We start from the raw sequence: 16,009 nt of genomic DNA, 5'->3' as shown, positions 1-16,009 counted from the left end.
CTCATTCGTCCCTCTTGACGTCTTTAGCTAATGACATTAGCTTTATGGCTATGCCAATGCTCCCCGTCGAATCCGCCTCCGCCGCGTTCGCGCGCCTCGAGGTTCACCACCTGCAGCGCCCCGAGGGCCGGATCGCCTACCGGCTCGTCGGAGAGGGTCCTCTCGTCGTCTGCGTGCCCGGCATGGGCGAGATCGCGGCGAGCTTCCGCTACACATCGCCCGCGCTGCAGGCCGCCGGGTTCCGCGTCGCGGTGATGGACCTGCGCGGCCACGGCGAGTCCGACGCCACGTTCTCGTCGTACGACGACGTCGCCGCCGGCACCGACATCCTCGCCCTGATCGCGCACCTCGGCAGCCCCGCCGTCGTCGTCGGCAACTCCATGGCGGCCGGCGCGGCGGTGTGGGCCGCCGCCGAGGAGCCCGAGGCGATCCGAGGGTTGGGCCTCGTCGGCCCCTTCGTCAGAAACGCGCCGACGAACCCCGTCGCCGTCGCATTCTTCCGCGTGATGATGCTGCGGCCGTGGGCGCGCGCGGCCTGGCTCGCCTACCTGCCGCAGCTCTACCCCGGTCGCAGACCGGCCGATTTCGTCGAACACCGCGATGCCATCCGCACCGCGATGTCGCGCCCGGGGGCGACCGCCGCTTTCGCGCGGACGACCCGCACCGACCACACCCCGGCGGAGACGCGCATTCCCGATGTCACCGCGCCGACGCTGGTCGTGATGGGCACCGCCGACCCCGACTTCACCGACCCCTCCGCCGAGGCCGCGTGGATCGGCGAGCGTCTGCACGCCGAGGTCGTGCTCGTGGAGGGCGCCGGACACTACCCCCAGACAGAGGAACCCGAGCAGGCCTCCCCCGCGCTCGTGGCCTTCTGCCGGGAGGTCACGGATGCCTAGGGCCGGGCTCACGCAGGATGCCGTGATCGCGCTCGCGCTCGACGCCGTGGACGAGGTCGGCAGTGACGCTCTCACTCTCGCCGAGGTCGCCGCGCGCGCCGGGGTCCGGGTTCCCAGTCTGTACAAACACATCGCGTCGATCGAGGTGCTGCGCGATGCCGTCGCAACGGCGGCGACCCGCGAGCTCGCGCACGAGTTGCGACGCGCGGCGGTCGGGGTGTCCCGCACCGAGGCGCTCGCCCGACTCTGCGGGGCATATCGGGCTTATGCCCTCCGGCATCCGGGACGCTACTCGGCGACGCAGCGCGCACCCCGACCCGGCGAGCGCCGCGACGACGCGCACGCGGGGGCGGCCGCAGAGGTGCAGGATGTGGTGTCGGCGACGCTGCACGGCTACGACATCGCCGACGACCAGGTGATCGATGCGACGCGCGCACTGCGCGCGGCGCTGCACGGATTCTGCATTCTCGAGAACAACGGCGGCTTCGCGATCCCGGTCAGCATCGACGAGAGCTTCGATCGGATGGTCGCCGGCTTCGACCGGATGCTGTCGACCTGGTCTGTGTGACACGCACCTCGGAACCGACCCGATGGGCTCATACGCGCCGCCCAGCGGACAGAAAGCAACCGATCGTAGCGTCCTGCCATGAGCCTTCCCCCGGTGCCCTCCGCCGCACCCGAACGCTATGCGCTGGTGAGCGGGATCTCGGCGTACCGGCTGTCGCAGATCACGCGCCGGGTGACCCTCGTCCTGACGCTCCTCTGGTTGATCGTCGGCCTCGGCGCGGGCGTCTATCTGGGCGCGCGCGGGCGCGCCCCGCTCACCACGGGCGACATCGCACTTCTCGTCGCGGTCGGCTTCGTTCCCCTGGCGGTCGCCGCCGCACTCACCGGTGTGGCCGCGCGACGCGACAGAGCCGAGGGCGCGGCCGGTTACACGACCCGCACGACGGGGCGGACCTCGTTCGACCAGGTCGACCCGACGACCGGGATCGTCGTGCGGCGGGCCTTCTCGGCCGTGTACACCCCGGTCGCAGGGTCCGCCGCGACGTCAGCGACACCCGGCCCCGCGAGGACTGCGTCGGCGAATCTCTCGGCGAGCGCCTCGGGCACCGAGTACTTTCCCGTGCCGGCGGACGCCCGACGCTCGGCCGCCGTCACCTACACGATCGCCGTGGCGATCTTCCTCGGCATCCTGCTCGCGCTGCTGCTGCCGGTGGCGTTCACCGTGCGGGGCGGGCACGACCGCGACATGTTCCTGCTCACCGTCACGGTGACGCTCGCGGGAGTCGCGCTCATCATCACCGGCACCCTCGTCGCCGTCGCCCGGCAGTCTCGATCCCGCGTGCGCCGCGTCGCGGCCCTGCGCCCGGCTGACGTCGTCTTCCTCTCCCCGCGCACCCCCGAACTCACCCGGGCGCTGAGGGCTGCGGCCCTGCCGTCCGACGCCGTGAGCTTCGGGGGGCGCCTCGTGGTCTCTGCCGGCTCCGACGGCATCGCCCTCTGGCGGGGCAGCACCCGGTACGGACCGCGATTGACCCTCGGGTGGGACCGCATCGAGCGCGTCCAGGCGGGGCGACTGATGGTCGCCTCCGGTCGAAGCCAGGCGTCGTACCGAACGGCGCACGTCTTCGTGACGGCGACGCCGCATCCGATCGACGTACCGCTTCCGATCCTGAACTCCCGCGGACTCGCAGCGGCGTCCGCGCCCTACGCGAACGAGGTCATGGGCGCTCTGGCCCGCTACGCCCCCGTCGACGCCGAGCAGGGCTGAGCGCGCAGGCATCCCCACCGCCGAGCGGATGCGACGGCGCCCGTCGGATGCCTCACTCGCGGCCGGGATCGATCGGCGCGAACCGCCCGAGCCCGCCGCCGAGGGTGAGGCGAGAGGCGGCGAGCGACCCGGCGACGGCGAGGAAGATCGGCAGCAGCAGCGTGAACCCGGTGCCGGTGAACTCGATGATCAGCGCGATCGCGGTGAAGGGCGCGCGCATGTTCGAGGCGAGGAAGGCACCGGCCGCGACGATCGCGAGCGCTGTCGCGTCGGCCCCGGGCCAGATCAGCGCCCAGCCGGCGGCCGCGGCGGCGCCGAGGGCGGCACCGATCGCCACCGAGGGCTGCAGCGTGCCGCCGATCGCACCCGAACCGAGCGAGACCGAGGTCGCGACGTACTTCATCACCGCGAGCACGAGCAGAAGGTAGGCGGGTTGGGCGAGATCGAACCCGGCCGTGGCGAGCGCGCGGCCGTTGCCCAGGATGAGCGGGAAGAACGCACCGAGCACGCCCACGGCCGCGAAGGTCAGCGGAAGGAACACCAGGAGCTTCCATCCGGTCGGACGCCGCTTCGACAGCCGTGCCGTCACGGCAGAGAAGCTCGTCGCCCCCCACCCCATGAGGGGACCGATCACGATCGCCGCCGCCAACAGCGACGGGCTGACCTCGACGGGGGCCACCTGGTACAGCGAGTGATCGCCGACGAGCGGACGGGCGACGTAGGTCGCCACGGCGCTGACGGACAGGGCGACGACGGCGGCACCGGCGCTGAAGCGTGCGAGCAGGATCTCGATCGCGAACAGCGCCCCGGCCAGCGGAACGTTGTAGACGGCGGCGAGTCCCGATCCGGCCGCCGAGGCGATCAGGATCGTCGACCACCGCGCATCCAGACGGAACCAGCGCACGAGCTTCGAGCCGGCCATCGCCGACAGCTCACGCGGCGCGACCTCTTTTCCGATCGACGCTCCGAGACCGACCGACGTGACCTGCAGCACCGTGTCGACGAGGGTCTCGATCGCCGGCATCCGCTGCCCGGCGACGCCCTCTTCGACGCTCGCGATGCGCCGGCCGAAGCGGCGGACGAGGTACCAGCCGACCGCGGCGATCACACCGGCGGCCGACACGGTGACCATCGGCAGCCACCACGGGGAGGGCGAGGCGAGCCCGTCGAGGAAGGGGCCTTCGCCGGCACCCCAGACGAGGTGCTCGATGGAGTGCACGATCCAGACCAGCAGCATCACCGCGAGACCGGTGGCGACCCCGGCGACGAGTGTCGCCAGCCCGAGCCGGACGAGCCCCCAGAGACCGGCCAGGCGACGCGTCCGGCGGGCACGGGGGTCTGCTGTCACGTCGTCACGTTAGCGCACCCGCGAGCGCCCACCCGCACGCCGACGCCCGCGACCACTACGCTTTTGCGTGTGACCGAACGCGCTCCTCTCTCCCGCAAACTGTCCGCCATCGCCGAGTCCGCCACCCTCAAGGTGGATGCGAAGGCGAAGGCGCTGAAGGCGGAGGGGCGTCCGATCATTTCGTACGCTGCCGGCGAGCCCGACTTCGCGACGCCGCAGTTCATCGTGGATGCCGCGGCCGAGGCCCTGCACGATCCCGCCAACTTCCGCTACACCCCCGCCGCGGGCCTGCCTGTGCTGCGCGAGGCGATCGCCGCGAAGACCCTGCGCGACTCGGGGCTCGAGGTGGCGCCGAGTCAGGTTCTCGTGACCAACGGCGGCAAGCAGGCGGTCTACCAGGCGTTCCAGGCCGTCGTGAACCCGGGCGATGAGGTGCTGCTGCCGGCGCCGTACTGGACGACCTACCCCGAGGCCATCGCCCTCGCGGACGGCGTTCCGGTCGAGGTCTTCGCCGGCGCCGACCAGGACTACAAGGTCACCGTCGAGCAGCTCGAGGCCGCCCGCACCGACAAGACGACCGTGCTCGTGTTCGTCTCGCCCTCGAACCCGACCGGCTCGGTCTACACCCCCGAAGAGACGACGGCCATCGGCGAGTGGGCGCTCGAGCACGGGATCTGGGTGATCAGCGACGAGATCTACCAGAACCTCGTCTACGAAGGTGTCCGTGCCGTGTCGATCGTCGAGGCGGTGCCCGCCCTCGCCGCGCAGACCATCCTCGTCAACGGCGTCGCGAAGACCTACGCGATGACGGGCTGGCGCGTGGGCTGGATGGTCGGACCGGCGGATGCCATCAAGGTCGCCGCCAACCTGCAGTCGCACCTCAGCTCCAACGTCAACAACATCGCACAGCGCGCGGCCCTCGCCGCTCTCACCGGCCCCCAGGATGAGGCCGAGCAGATGCGGCAGGCGTTCGACCGTCGACGCCGCCTGATCGTGACCGAGCTCGCGAAGATCCCCGGGGTCACCGTGCCCAACCCGCTCGGTGCGTTCTACGTGTACCCGGACGTCACAGGGCTGCTCGGACGTGAGTGGAACGGCGTGCGCGTGGACACCACGCTCGAGCTCGCCGATCTGATCCTCGAGCAGGCCGAGGTCGCCGTCGTGCCGGGCGAGGCGTTCGGGCCCTCGGGCTACCTGCGCCTGTCGTACGCGCTGGGCGATGACCAGCTGCTCGAGGGCGTGCAGCGCATGCAGCGCCTGTTCGCCTGAGCCGAGACGCGTCGGGGATCGCCTCGGACGCCTATCGTCGCGGTCGGCTGTCGCCGCGGCCGGCGATGACGCGAGAATGGATGCCATGCGCACGCTGCTGAACATCATCTGGATCGTCTTCGCCGGCTTCTGGTTGTTCGTCGGCTACGTCCTGGCGGGCGTGCTGCTGTGCATCCCGATCATCACGATCCCGTGGGCGATCGCCTCGTTCCGCACGGCGGGGTATGTCATCTGGCCCTTCGGGCGCACGATCGTCACGAAGCCGACCGCCGGCGTCGGATCGTTCCTCGGCAACGTGATCTGGGTGATCTTCGCGGGGTGGTGGCTCGCTCTCGGGCACCTGACGAGCGGCATCGCCCTGTGCCTGACGATCATCGGCATCCCGATGGCGATCGCGGACTTCAAGATGATCCCGATCTCACTCATGCCGCTGGGCAAAGACATCGTCTCGACCCGCCAGGGCGCCTTCGACCGCACACTCTGACGCCTCATCGCGCGGCACGCTCCCCGACATCCCCCGCGAAACCTCCCTTATGTACGCTTTTAGGGCGTTTTCCGGTACATAAGCGAGGTCTCGCGGGGATCAGGGCCCCGGCGACAGGTGACACGACGGCGACGCATGACACACGATGACACGGGTCGCCACGGGACGACGCGGGGCGTCACCGGGCGACATACGCCACCGCGGCCCGGCGCCGGCGCGATACCGTGACAGCGTTCCGGATGCCTCTCAAGGTCCGGACATCGCGGCGATCCGGGTGGTCCCGGGCACCGGCTCATACCCGGTCGCGTTGCGGGTTCGACTCCCGCCGTCGCGTCCACTCTAAAGAGCCCGCGATCTCAGTCATAGCAAGGGATCGTGGCCGCTCAGTCGGCGCCGGAATGCGCTAATGGACGCGGTTTGGACACAATCGAGGTCGTACGAGCCTGGTCGAGCGCGGCCGAAACGGCATCGACATCGTCATCAAACAGGTCTGCGTACACGTCCAGCGTCATGGCTGCGGAAGCGTGGCCGAGCATCCGCTGGACCGCCTTAACGTTCGCTCCGGACGCGATCGCGAGCGACGCCGCGGTGTGTCTCAGATCGTGCACCGTCATCCGGGGCAAGCCGGCATTGGCGAGCGCACGCATGAACCACGAACGCGACGTGCCGGAAGAACGCGGCCGCTGCATGTATTCGTCGCCTTCGCCGAACAGCAGGGCGCGCGGCTCCTTGCCCGCAGCAAGCTCGCCAAGCGCCTCTGCGAGGAAGTTGGGATAGCCGACGGAGCGCAGCTCGTGGGTCTTTGGAGAGCCGACATGCAGCTCGGACCCGACCCGCACAGCGTTCTCGTTGACCGCGAGTCGGCGGCGGTCGAGATCGAGATCACGCACACGGAGCGCCGAAAGCTCACCCCACCGAAGGCCCGTGTATGCCGCCGCGTACACGATGGTCGCGTGCGCTGGGCCGGCGGCGCGAGCAAGCCGGTCGACTTCGTCGTGGCTGAGGTACACATGGCGCTTCTTGCTCTTGCGCGGGAGGTCGACGCCTCGGGCTGGGTTGCGCGCGATGCGACGATCCCGAACCGCCACGTCGAGCACAGCGGCGAGAACGCCGTAGACGCGAATCACCACCGTTGCGCTCTTCGGTCGTCTCGCCACCTCGGCCGTCCTGGCGTGATAGCGACGGACCGTGCGTGCCGTCCCCGCACTCACCTGAGTGATCCACTTCTGCACGTCGCTGTGTGTAACTGCCCCGAGCGGGACTGAGCCCCACCGAGGCTCAACGTAGACGCGCCAGGCGTCGTCCAGCAGCTTGTAACTGGACGGCTTGAGCTTCATTCGCTTCACATCGAGCCAGTCGGGAGCGAGTTCACCGACCGTCACGCGCGACCCCGCGGGGTCGATGAAATCCCCGGTCTGCATCTGGGACTCGACCGAGATCAAGTATCGCTCGGCCTCGCGTTTGGTCCTGAACCCGCGCTTCGCCCCTTGCCGATGGTCAGGTCGTCGATACCGGACGCGATACCGCCGTCCACTGGCTGTCTCATACTGTTCAATGCTTCCCATGCCCGCACCTCAGAGCGCTATTTGCAGATCATCTCTGCAATTCAACATATACACCATTCGGTGTCTAGAGTCGCGGACATGAGCCGGCGCTCGTGGCAGGCCTAGATGCCGGTTGCGCGCTGTGCCCGGACGCTCGCGAGAGGCTCGACGACGCGAGAAGCGATGTCCAGGCCGGAGGATATGTGTTGTCGTCATGTCCTCCGCCATGCACGGTGCGGATAGGCTGTCGGTTCACGGCTCAGGATGGGGACTGGATGATTCCGCAGGTGCTGATGGGGGTTGGCGCTGTCGCGCTGGCTGCGTTCGGTATCGGTGCCGCGGTCAAGTCAGCGAAGGAGACGGCGCAGCGGCGCGCGACGCCCGTGGAGTGGGATCCGCGCTTCTCGCGAGAGGCCTTTCAGGACTTCATCAACAAGACGACGCAGAGGCTCCCCCGCGTGTACGCGAGCCACGCCGACGGGCTCATTGTCACCATCCACGTCAAGTCGAACACCGGACTGACGAGCTGGAAGGCGGAGGTCGACTTCTGTGACTATGGGCGCCTCACCGGCAAGTACTGGATCACCTCGGAGAACACGCAGTCTCCCATCCCGCAAGCGCTCGCTGATGCCGTCGTGGCTGAGGTGCACACCCGGCAGGGGATACAGAATCCCGTCGCTTAGCTTTCGAGCGGAAACTAGCTTCCAAGGCCCCGGCGACTGGCGATCGAGATCGCAGGCGAATAGGCCCTCAACGCATATGCCCGAATGAAGATCGGCTGTCGAGGCGGCGTGAAGTCCCATCAGCCTCCGAGGAGCGTCGCGACATTTGTGCCGTTCAACTGGTGACCCAGGGCCCGCTATGTTCCGGGAGCCCGGACGCAGCATGCTCGGTCACGATGGCGCTGTTGCATTGCGCCGTGCCAACGACTCGGCTACTCCGGAAGACTCCCCTCTGGGCTCGACGACTCCACCTGTGAGGGGGCAGCGCCGAGGAAGTAGGCATCTGCTTCAGCAAGGGTGTGGAGAATCTGCTCCTCTGCCACGCCAAGAGATCGAGCGAGTTCGATTGAACCGAGGAGCTGGAGTTCGATATTCGCGGTGATGTCGAAGGCGCGATTCTGGAGGTCGCGGTAGTAGTCGTGCTCCACGAGGATGCGTTCGTACTCGGCCTGGAGTTCCGCATCGAGCCCGTCTACGTACGCATGGATTTCAGCTTCGCGCGCGCTGATTGCGTCGTTCTCGACCCTGCTCAGGAATTTCTTGCCTTGGCCGAGGATCATGCTCGCCGCGATGGAGCCCACGACCGCTCCAAGGATCGGGATCGGGATGAGAACTTGGCCGAGCGATGCTCCTACCGCAGCGCCCGCCGCCTCGATCGCGTTGAAGAACACGAGGTCGGCGAACTCATCGTCATCGAGCTTCCCGGCCCTCCGGTTTGCCGCAGCGGTTGCGAGCCCGATCGTTCCCGAGGCAACGGCGGCGGCGGCGGGCGCACCCATCCGACAGACCTGTGTGAGTCCGTAGATCGCAAGACCCGAGACGCCACCTTTGAGTCCACCCCGAGCGGTCTCAATGCCTCCCTCGCGCCAATCGTCCTTGCCGAACTCCCAGATGTGGGTGCCCTCGCGGTGCCGGCGGTAGAGGTACATCCCAAACGACAGCGCGCCCTGGACTGCGGCCGCCGTGCCAGCAACTTTCGCCGCCTCGCCCCAGGACGGCGAGGCCTGTTGAGCTGCGCTGGCCCGCGTTGTATCAGAATCGTCCCTGACACGCTGTCGCTGCTCTTCCGCTCGTTGACGCATGGCGGCGGTTTTCTCGTCCAAGGTGTCGCCGATCGCACCTCGTTGGACCTCGGCGTACTCCAACTTGGAGGGCCTCATCCAGTTGGTGTACGACTCTCCGCGCGCAGTGCTCTCCTGCTCGATGAACTCGCGGATTGCGTTGACCTTCCTAGCGGACAGGACTGATCCATCAACTTCGAGGTACGTCTCACCTCGCATGATTCGGTCGAAGACCTCGAAATGGTTCTGGGGGAACATCATCTTCATGTCGCGGTAGTGGACCGACTGAAGAAGCTCGTTATACGGGTTGGCGTAGAACTTCATCTGCACTGGAACCCCCCACGAGCTGAGGTCGGCTGGGCCATTGTTGGCGAGTACGCGGGTCAAAGGTCGGATGCCGTTGATCGCGCGCTCAGCATTTGTGACTCCTGCTTCCGCGTACTCGGCGATGAAGCCGTGTACTCCTGTCGAGCCACCGCGGTTAGCGTTAATGATTCCCTGCGCGTTGATTCGTGCCAGGTCAAGGTGGAGTACTGCCCGGGCCTCCCGTGACGCCACCGTGGCGAGCTCGTCGGTTTCGCTGACGAGAATCTGTTCCAAGGTCGATACGAATTCCGCGATTCGCGTTGATTCGAGGTAGTTGACCTGCGCTGCGATGCCCTGCGTGACTGCGTTGTCGGTAGCGCTATGCCTCGGCATCGACTGCGATCTCCTTGTTGATCAAGCGTGCGAGGGCGAGGTTCGTGTTGACGAGGGCCGCCGCCAGCCGTTTCTCGTCGTCGGAGAAGGACTGATAGTCCGCAGTGGGAACTTGGCTGCTTAGCCCGGCGACTTGCTCCATCTGGGTCACGGTCAGGTCTAGCAACGCGTCGACTTCGGCGGTCGTTTGGTCGAAGCGCCGGATTGCGGCCTCGACGTCCAGTCGCTCCTTGTTCACGTCGTCTGCCGCCTTCTTGTTCTCCACGGCGGCGGCGGCGCCGACGCCGATTGAGACCAGTGCCGCCCCGGCCGCGATAGTCCAGCCGACCGGCCCAGCCAAGGCGAGCAGCGCGGTGCCCGCCGCCATTCCTCCGCCGCCCGCGACGAGCGTGCCCCCACCGAGCCAAGCGAGCGCCGCGCTCGTCGCGGCTGCGCCGGACAGGCTCGCAATGGCCGTGCCGGTTGACGCAACCCCAAAGGTCGTGGCTACACCCATCGCAACCGTCGGACCCATGGTCGCTACCGCCACGCCGAGCGCGCCGAGCGACGCGCCCGCCGCAGAGCCCTTGGCGTTTCGCTTCGCCTGCGCCGCGGCTCTCTTGATCTCACTCTGTTTGCCCTCGAAGGAGCGGATCTCCGCGGTAGTCCGTTCCAACGAGACCTTGAACTCGCGAGGCACATTGGTGAGCATGTTGATGTGGTCGGAGATGGCCCGGACCTGCTGCGCAGCCCCCACGCGGAGGCTGTACAGCGCACCTACAGCAGTCTCGAACTTGCCAGTCGACGCGACATACCGCTCGACCGCTTCGTTGAAGCCCTCAACGGCACGCTTCCGCAGCTTCGAGTTGAACAACACGCACTCCATCCCCAGGTGCCTAGACAGACATTAGGGTATCCGCGGTGTATGACATCGAACCGGTGCGGTTGTGCAGCGCAGGTATTGGCTCCGTCAGATTCATGGCGCCCGCCCGCACTGCTCCACCAACGGGCATTGTCCGATTAGGGATCCCGAGCGAATCGACATGCCGCTCCTCGATCGTTCGGCGAGCCCGTGGGCCGGTCCCGCTGAGCGTCGTGACCTGAATCAGCGTGAGCGACCGACCCCGTACATGTTCTTATTCCTGCGCGTACATCCCACCCGCGGTCAGCAGGCTGCGAAGGCGCGCGCGGTAGGTCACGACGCGCTCGTAGGTTAGGTCGATTGCGTCCCCCAATCGGAACGCTCCACTACCGGCGCTCTCAAGTCTCGTGAGTTCTTCTGATCGACCACTACCTGCCCGTGCACGACCAGGTTGCGCACAACGCAGACTTCGACGGCGCCGGCGCGTCCATCGGTCACGTCGAGACACTCCCGCCCCGAAGCCCGCAGCAGCCTTCCACCCCAGTCCTCTATCCCCGCGACAGTTCTCGATTCGAGATCGAGCCGTTCCAGCGCCGCTTGGCGTGAGTGACACAATGGGGCTACACGTCGTCAAGGAGGTCCGTCGCTATGACGTCCACGCCTCCGCCACCTCGCGGATCGCAGCCACCGCCGCCTCCTTCGTTCCAGGCGCCGCGAAGCGCTCAACCACCGCCCCGACATCCGCGGCAACCCCCTCCCCCACCAACTCATAGGCGCGTTTCGCCGCCTCCCCCAACCTCATGGGACGGTGCGCCGCCGACTATTGCTCGGCGCGCGGGAGGCCAATCCGCACCCGAGGGCGACAAGAGCTACGTGGCGACAGTCGTCTTGTCCTATCTATTCGGCATGTTCGGCGCCGATCGCTTCTATCTGGGCAAGACCCGGTCAGCGCTGGTGAAGCTGTTCACGCTCGGCGGGTTCGGATACTGGTGGCTCATTGATCTACTGATCACTTTGTTCGGTGGCCAGCGTGACGCCTGGGGCCTACGTCTGCGTGGGTACGAACGGCACAAGAAGACCGTGTGGATTGCCCTGGGAGCATTGTTCGGGGTTTCGCTCGTCGGCGGCCTCGTCGCCCTCGCTGCGACGGCATCGGTCGGTGAATCCGGCCCTACGCCGTTTGGTTGGATTCTCCTCTCGACAGCCGCCGCCGCGGCCGCGATCGGTGGAGTAGTCGTGCTCGTCCGTCGTCGAGCTCGGCGGGTACCGTCCAGCTCGGCACGACGGCCCAACTCGGTGCCACCGAGCATCTGGTCGTATCTCGAACGAATCGCCGTGCTCCGCGCAAAATACGTCACCCGCTCGGCGGGCGGTGATGACGTTGCTGGTTCTGTGATTCAACAGCTCGACTCGCTAACATCGAACACGTCAGAGTTGTTTACTCGTCTGGCGGCGAGGTCCGAGAAGTCGCAACGAGACCGAGCCCGCCGCGAGTACGAGGACAAGCTCGGAAAGCTCACCGCGGCACTCGACGACGACTACCTCTTGGACGTCCTGGCGAGCCCGCGTTTGTGGGACGATCCCGAGCAACGCATCAGCGACGTGCGCGCCGCGGTTGCCGCCGTCGATGCTCAGCTCCTCGCCAACGTGCGCCAAGTAAACGCTCGGAAGGGAATCGTCTTCACCGTTGCGATTGACGGTCTGATCGGTCCTCGCAAGGCAATGGATGACTGGCAGCGCGATTTCGATCGCGCAGCCCGTGACGGCGATTCACCGCCGATGCTTTAGACCCAGCTCTGCCCGTTCCACCAGCGGGCCCTTCCGGAACCATCGTCGTACATCCCGGGAGCGGCCGAAGGGTTCGTCGTGCTGCGGACGGCGAGCCGCTCCGCCCGGTACTCGTCGGTCCATTCCGAACCGGTCCACCACCGTTCCTGTCCGGAACCATCGTCGTACCACCCGGCCCGCGCGGTTTCCAGCGCCGCTTGGGCGAAGCCAGGATCCGCTTCGAGTGCATTGTTCAACTGATCCGAGAACTGCTGAGGCGTGAGGGATGCCAGGTGCTGCTGCCACCCAAGCAGCTCATCTCCGGCATCCTCGATGCGTGCCCTCGATAGAAGCCGCCACTGCTGTTCACTGATCGCTCGAGCGAGCAGCATGGCGCGCATTCGCTCCTGCCATTCGGCGCTGCTCATCGCGATCCGCGGTACGTCGTTGCTCACGTCCATCGCCTGCGAAGTCGACTCTACAAAGCTCTGGCCGCCGGCCTGCGGAGCACCCGAGGTGAGCGCACGTGCTGGCTGGAAGTGCTGAGTCCATGCGATGCCGTCCCACCATCGTTGACGACCGGAGCCATCGTCATACCAGCCTGCAGGTGCGTCCTCGCTTCTTGGGGCGGGCTGGAAGTGCTCGGTCCAGTCAGAGCCGTCCCACCACCGCAGGCGCCCATCGTCTAGCTCATACCAGCCTGGCGGGGCCGCGATGGGCTCGACTCGCGACGGTAGCCGGCGGTGGTCGCGCCGGCGACGCCTCTTCTCCTGGACTGAGCCCGCTACCGACAGTGCACCGATCGTCAGTCCGATCAGAGCCAGCCCTGCGAGCGCGCCGCCCAGGCTAACCGTCTCGGACTCAGCCTGGAGTCGCTCGTTCCCCGTGCTTACGTATGACGGAGCAACGACTTCGTCGATTTCATCGTCGTCGCGCATACGCATGTCATACGCCAACGCTGAGAGGCTTCCATCGTCGCGCCGCGCTCCACCGGTAGCGAGGTCGTCTGGCGTGATCGGAGCCCCGTCCCTACCGACACGTGGCACCTTCGCGATGACCTCGATGAAATCCGCATGGTCGTCGCGCTTTGCCATACGTCCGCCACCTTGTCCCTTTGTGATGAGGTTAGTCGGCCCCTTCGCACCGAAAGTCCGGCTACGTTCCGCCAGTCTCCCACCGACCAAGCTCGAATCCGTCGTGCACGCGTCCGTGGTCGAGCCACATGCGCGCGCAACTCTCCGCCATAACCGACGACGAGAAAGTTCTCGCTGGCGACACCATGGGGTGACCGAGAACGTCCTGCTCCTCGCTTGCTACGCGATGCTCCTCGGTGGGGCGGTCAGGATACTCGAGCACGGCGCACCCATTCGTGCCATGCAGCTCTACAACATATCGTCGGTAGCCGAGTCGGACGATGCGCGCCACCCTCTCCTCGGAGGCGTCTGTCCACATCCAGAACTCGCGCGCAACGTCGGTCTTGTCCAGCAGAGCCAGTCCGATCCCGGCATATCCACGCGGATCCGGAATCGGGAACCAGGCGAAAACGTCTTCTAGTGCGCGACGCGTGATCACCCTACGGTCATGAATGACCCAACCCTCCGGAAGCGGTACCCATCCGTCCGACGCCCCCGGGAGCATCAGCGCACCGTTCCCACGATCGGGCCGCACGCGACGGTGGGCGAAGAAGTGAACTCGACAGTCACACGCCGAACCTAGCCATGGCGTCAGACATGGCATGCACCTCCGTGCGAGGCGGCTTACCGGAAGCGCGCAAGAGCCCCGATCACGGGCCGGCCAGGCGCCGCTCCGCGGGGCGGCGCCCCGGACAGACATGAGTTCCAGGAAGTGGCGTCCAACATGCCGGCGGTGTCGTGGGCTCACGCCATGATGAGCAGCATGAGACACGTCGCGAATTCGGCCGAGGCTATCCAACTTGCGCACGAGATCCTCGATGTCCGAAATAGACCTCTAGTCGTCATAAGCACGGGGCCGGACGGTGAGTATGACTTCGACCCCGAACACATCGCCCAGGAGCTCGACGGCGACGCGGATGTCGTAACGATACTGACCGGTGAGGCCTCATACGCCCTCGAAGGGCTCCTGCCAGCGAAGGCGCATGTGTTCAACGGCGCAGCAAGGTCGTACCCGCCGGACTTCGGGCGCGACCCCGACTGGCAACGGTCACTGCTCCGCTTCCCCGGACGCGTCGAGCAGGACCTCATCGATGACGCGCTCGCGCAGTTGACCGTCGCGCCCGTCGTTGCCCCGCCGCGACGCACTTGGGTGCGCGCGACCGTGGAACTCGTCTCGGGCGTCACGGGGAATGTCGCGCGCCTTGCCAACGGAGAACGGGTGATGGTCGTCGCCGACGAATTCCCCCCAACCCTCAAGCTCGCGGACGCGCTCGCGATCGGTGGCCCTGTGGAAGGGTGGCTGACCGACCGGGATCTGGCGCCCGAGCCGACCGTGGTTGACCTGGCACGTTTCACCGACGGAGCGGTCACACTCGCCCGCGTCGTGAAGGTCACGGGACTGAGCGCGACCCTCGCACTGTTCCCGATTGCCGCCGAGTATCGACTTCGTCGCCGCGATATCGTTCCCGGCGCCGATGCAGGAGAGAACGAGGAGGTGAAGGTCGGCGACGTCGTGCGCGTTGGACAGACAGTCCGTGCGCGCATAGTGCGGACAGGAGCCACGCTCGGCCTCTCGCTCGTCGACGTCGACGGTGACCGCACGTTCATCGACCCTCTCACTCTGCTGCGCGGCGGGACGCCGTGGCTCCGCGAAGGCGTCGACGCGTTGCCCGAAGCTCCAGTTCCGGCAGAGGATGCGCACGATCCGAGAGCTGTCGCCGGTTCGGTGCGACCGGCGACGCCAGTCGACATCCCGGATGCCGGCCCCACCGTTCCTACGCGGGAGCTCGCAGAACTGCGCGAAGAGGTCGCAGGACTCAAGGATGCATTCCACCGACTGGGCCGTGAGCTTCGCGCGGGCACCGACCTAGAAACCCTCGATCAGTTGCGCGACGAGTCAGCGGGCCTCTCGACCGAGCTGCACCGCGAGCGCGGCCTTCGCCGAGAGCGAGACAACATAATCGCTGGACTCCGTCAGGAGTTGCGCGAGGCCCGCGGCGCTCGCCCGGAGCCGGAAGCCGGTGGTTCACGAACTGCGCGGTCAGATTGGCCCGATGGTGAGTCATGGTTGCGACACGAGGTGACCAGCACGTGGGCGTCCCGCACCGGCGCCTCAGAGAAACGTCAATACCCTCTCAGGGAATACGTCGTCGGCCCTCGATTCCTGGAAAGCGTGAACGAACTCGGTGACGCATACACCGAGAAGATTCTTCGTGCGCTCGTTGACGTCCTAACCGGCCGCGCGCCCGAGATCCCCAGCCGCGACCTCCACCGTCTCCGCGAAGGGCAGGGCGGCAACGACCCGTACGTCACCCGGCGGGATGGCGGGACGTGCTGGCGCATAGCGCTCGAGCAGAACACTGCTTCCGCACGCCGGTTGCACTACTGGCAACTACCTGGCGGGCGCATCGAATTCAGCAGGGCAGTCGTCCACGACGACGTCGAGCCGTAAGGAACGCTCCGCGTCA

The 16,009-nt window shown here is 66.9% G+C and carries 13 protein-coding genes and 1 tRNA gene; 9 read left to right on the top strand and 5 right to left on the bottom strand.

Going from position 1 to position 16,009, the window contains the following annotated elements:
• Window positions 1-50: 50 nt before the first annotated feature.
• From JOE64_RS03325 to JOE64_RS03315, 3 genes are all read left to right on the top strand, one after another.
• Window positions 51-899 (top strand): alpha/beta fold hydrolase, encoded by an 849-nt coding sequence (locus JOE64_RS03325; RefSeq protein ID WP_239531690.1) that lies wholly within the window; start codon window positions 51-53, stop codon window positions 897-899.
• On the top strand, window positions 892-1,467 hold the full coding sequence (locus tag JOE64_RS03320; protein WP_204962946.1) for a TetR/AcrR family transcriptional regulator: 576 nt from the start codon (window positions 892-894) through the stop codon (window positions 1,465-1,467). Before JOE64_RS03325 ends, JOE64_RS03320 begins: the two co-directional genes overlap by 8 nt.
• A 78-nt stretch (window positions 1,468-1,545) precedes the next feature.
• A complete protein-coding gene (locus JOE64_RS03315) occupies window positions 1,546-2,673 on the top strand; it encodes a hypothetical protein (RefSeq protein ID WP_204962945.1) in 1,128 nt (375 codons plus the stop codon).
• Window positions 2,674-2,725: 52 nt separating this feature from the next.
• Here JOE64_RS03315 and JOE64_RS03310 read toward each other — a convergent pair whose 3' ends face one another.
• Window positions 2,726-4,021: a chloride channel protein gene (locus JOE64_RS03310; RefSeq protein WP_204962944.1), complete on the bottom strand. Its 1,296-nt coding sequence runs from the start codon at window positions 4,019-4,021 to the stop codon at window positions 2,726-2,728.
• A 69-nt stretch (window positions 4,022-4,090) separates the two neighbouring features.
• On the opposite strand from JOE64_RS03310, the gene JOE64_RS03305 reads away from it, so the two are divergent.
• The 3 genes from JOE64_RS03305 to JOE64_RS03295 all read left to right on the top strand — a co-directional run bounded on the left by JOE64_RS03305 (window position 4,091) and on the right by JOE64_RS03295 (window position 6,111).
• Window positions 4,091-5,290 (top strand): pyridoxal phosphate-dependent aminotransferase, encoded by a 1,200-nt coding sequence (locus tag JOE64_RS03305; RefSeq protein ID WP_204962943.1) that lies wholly within the window; start codon window positions 4,091-4,093, stop codon window positions 5,288-5,290.
• A gap of 85 nt (window positions 5,291-5,375) precedes the next feature.
• Window positions 5,376-5,774, top strand: a complete 399-nt coding sequence (locus tag JOE64_RS03300) for a YccF domain-containing protein (RefSeq protein ID WP_204962942.1) — start codon at window positions 5,376-5,378, stop codon at window positions 5,772-5,774.
• 261 nt (window positions 5,775-6,035) lie between these two features.
• Window positions 6,036-6,111 (top strand) — tRNA-Met (locus JOE64_RS03295).
• 46 nt (window positions 6,112-6,157) lie between these two features.
• On the opposite strand, the gene JOE64_RS03290 is transcribed toward JOE64_RS03295, so the two are convergent.
• Window positions 6,158-7,216, bottom strand: a complete 1,059-nt coding sequence (locus JOE64_RS03290) for a tyrosine-type recombinase/integrase (RefSeq protein WP_504740181.1) — start codon at window positions 7,214-7,216, stop codon at window positions 6,158-6,160.
• A gap of 377 nt (window positions 7,217-7,593) precedes the next feature.
• Between JOE64_RS03290 and JOE64_RS03285 the strand changes: the two genes are divergently transcribed.
• Window positions 7,594-8,001 (top strand): hypothetical protein, encoded by a 408-nt coding sequence (locus JOE64_RS03285; protein ID WP_204962940.1) that lies wholly within the window; start codon window positions 7,594-7,596, stop codon window positions 7,999-8,001.
• A 251-nt stretch (window positions 8,002-8,252) separates the two neighbouring features.
• On the opposite strand, the gene JOE64_RS03280 is transcribed toward JOE64_RS03285, so the two are convergent.
• Together JOE64_RS03280 and JOE64_RS03275 are read right to left on the bottom strand one after the other, a co-directional pair.
• Window positions 8,253-9,800 (bottom strand): hypothetical protein, encoded by a 1,548-nt coding sequence (locus JOE64_RS03280; protein ID WP_204962939.1) that lies wholly within the window; start codon window positions 9,798-9,800, stop codon window positions 8,253-8,255.
• A complete protein-coding gene (locus JOE64_RS03275; RefSeq protein ID WP_204962938.1) occupies window positions 9,787-10,665 on the bottom strand; it encodes a hypothetical protein in 879 nt (292 codons plus the stop codon). Before JOE64_RS03275 ends, JOE64_RS03280 begins: the two co-directional genes overlap by 14 nt.
• An 849-nt stretch (window positions 10,666-11,514) precedes the next feature.
• Between JOE64_RS03275 and JOE64_RS03270 the strand changes: the two genes are divergently transcribed.
• A complete protein-coding gene (locus JOE64_RS03270; RefSeq protein WP_204962937.1) occupies window positions 11,515-12,429 on the top strand; it encodes a TM2 domain-containing protein in 915 nt (304 codons plus the stop codon).
• Here JOE64_RS03270 and JOE64_RS03265 read toward each other — a convergent pair.
• Entirely contained in the window at window positions 12,426-13,502 is a 1,077-nt protein-coding gene (locus tag JOE64_RS03265) for a DUF2510 domain-containing protein (protein ID WP_204962936.1), read from the bottom strand. The genes JOE64_RS03270 and JOE64_RS03265 overlap by 4 nt on opposite strands.
• Window positions 13,503-14,292: 790 nt before the next feature.
• On the opposite strand from JOE64_RS03265, the gene JOE64_RS03260 reads away from it, so the two are divergent.
• Complete coding sequence (locus JOE64_RS03260; RefSeq protein ID WP_204962935.1) at window positions 14,293-15,993, top strand: intermediate filament family protein; 1,701 nt, start codon at window positions 14,293-14,295, stop codon at window positions 15,991-15,993.
• Window positions 15,994-16,009: the final 16 nt, after the last annotated feature.

The sequence above is a fragment of the Microbacterium dextranolyticum genome (assembly GCF_016907295.1).
Taxonomy (GTDB): domain Bacteria; phylum Actinomycetota; class Actinomycetes; order Actinomycetales; family Microbacteriaceae; genus Microbacterium; species Microbacterium dextranolyticum.
Note: the sequence above shows the minus strand (reverse complement) of the source record. Positions and strands in the feature narration are given on the sequence as shown.

Excerpts from the sequence above, each read along its gene's own strand:
- JOE64_RS03325 (WP_239531690.1), top strand. The coding sequence starts at position 51 with ATGCCAATGCTCCCCGTCGAATCCGCCTCCGCCGCGTTCGCGCGCCTC.
- JOE64_RS03320 (WP_204962946.1), top strand. The coding sequence starts at position 892 with ATGCCTAGGGCCGGGCTCACGCAGGATGCCGTGATCGCGCTCGCGCTC.
- JOE64_RS03315 (WP_204962945.1), top strand. The coding sequence starts at position 1,546 with ATGAGCCTTCCCCCGGTGCCCTCCGCCGCACCCGAACGCTATGCGCTG.
- JOE64_RS03300 (WP_204962942.1), top strand. The coding sequence starts at position 5,376 with ATGCGCACGCTGCTGAACATCATCTGGATCGTCTTCGCCGGCTTCTGG.
- JOE64_RS03285 (WP_204962940.1), top strand. The coding sequence starts at position 7,594 with ATGATTCCGCAGGTGCTGATGGGGGTTGGCGCTGTCGCGCTGGCTGCG.
- JOE64_RS03280 (WP_204962939.1), bottom strand. The coding sequence starts at position 9,800 with ATGCCGAGGCATAGCGCTACCGACAACGCAGTCACGCAGGGCATCGCA.
- JOE64_RS03275 (WP_204962938.1), bottom strand. The coding sequence starts at position 10,665 with ATGGAGTGCGTGTTGTTCAACTCGAAGCTGCGGAAGCGTGCCGTTGAG.
- JOE64_RS03265 (WP_204962936.1), bottom strand. The coding sequence starts at position 13,502 with ATGGCAAAGCGCGACGACCATGCGGATTTCATCGAGGTCATCGCGAAG.
- JOE64_RS03260 (WP_204962935.1), top strand. The coding sequence starts at position 14,293 with ATGATGAGCAGCATGAGACACGTCGCGAATTCGGCCGAGGCTATCCAA.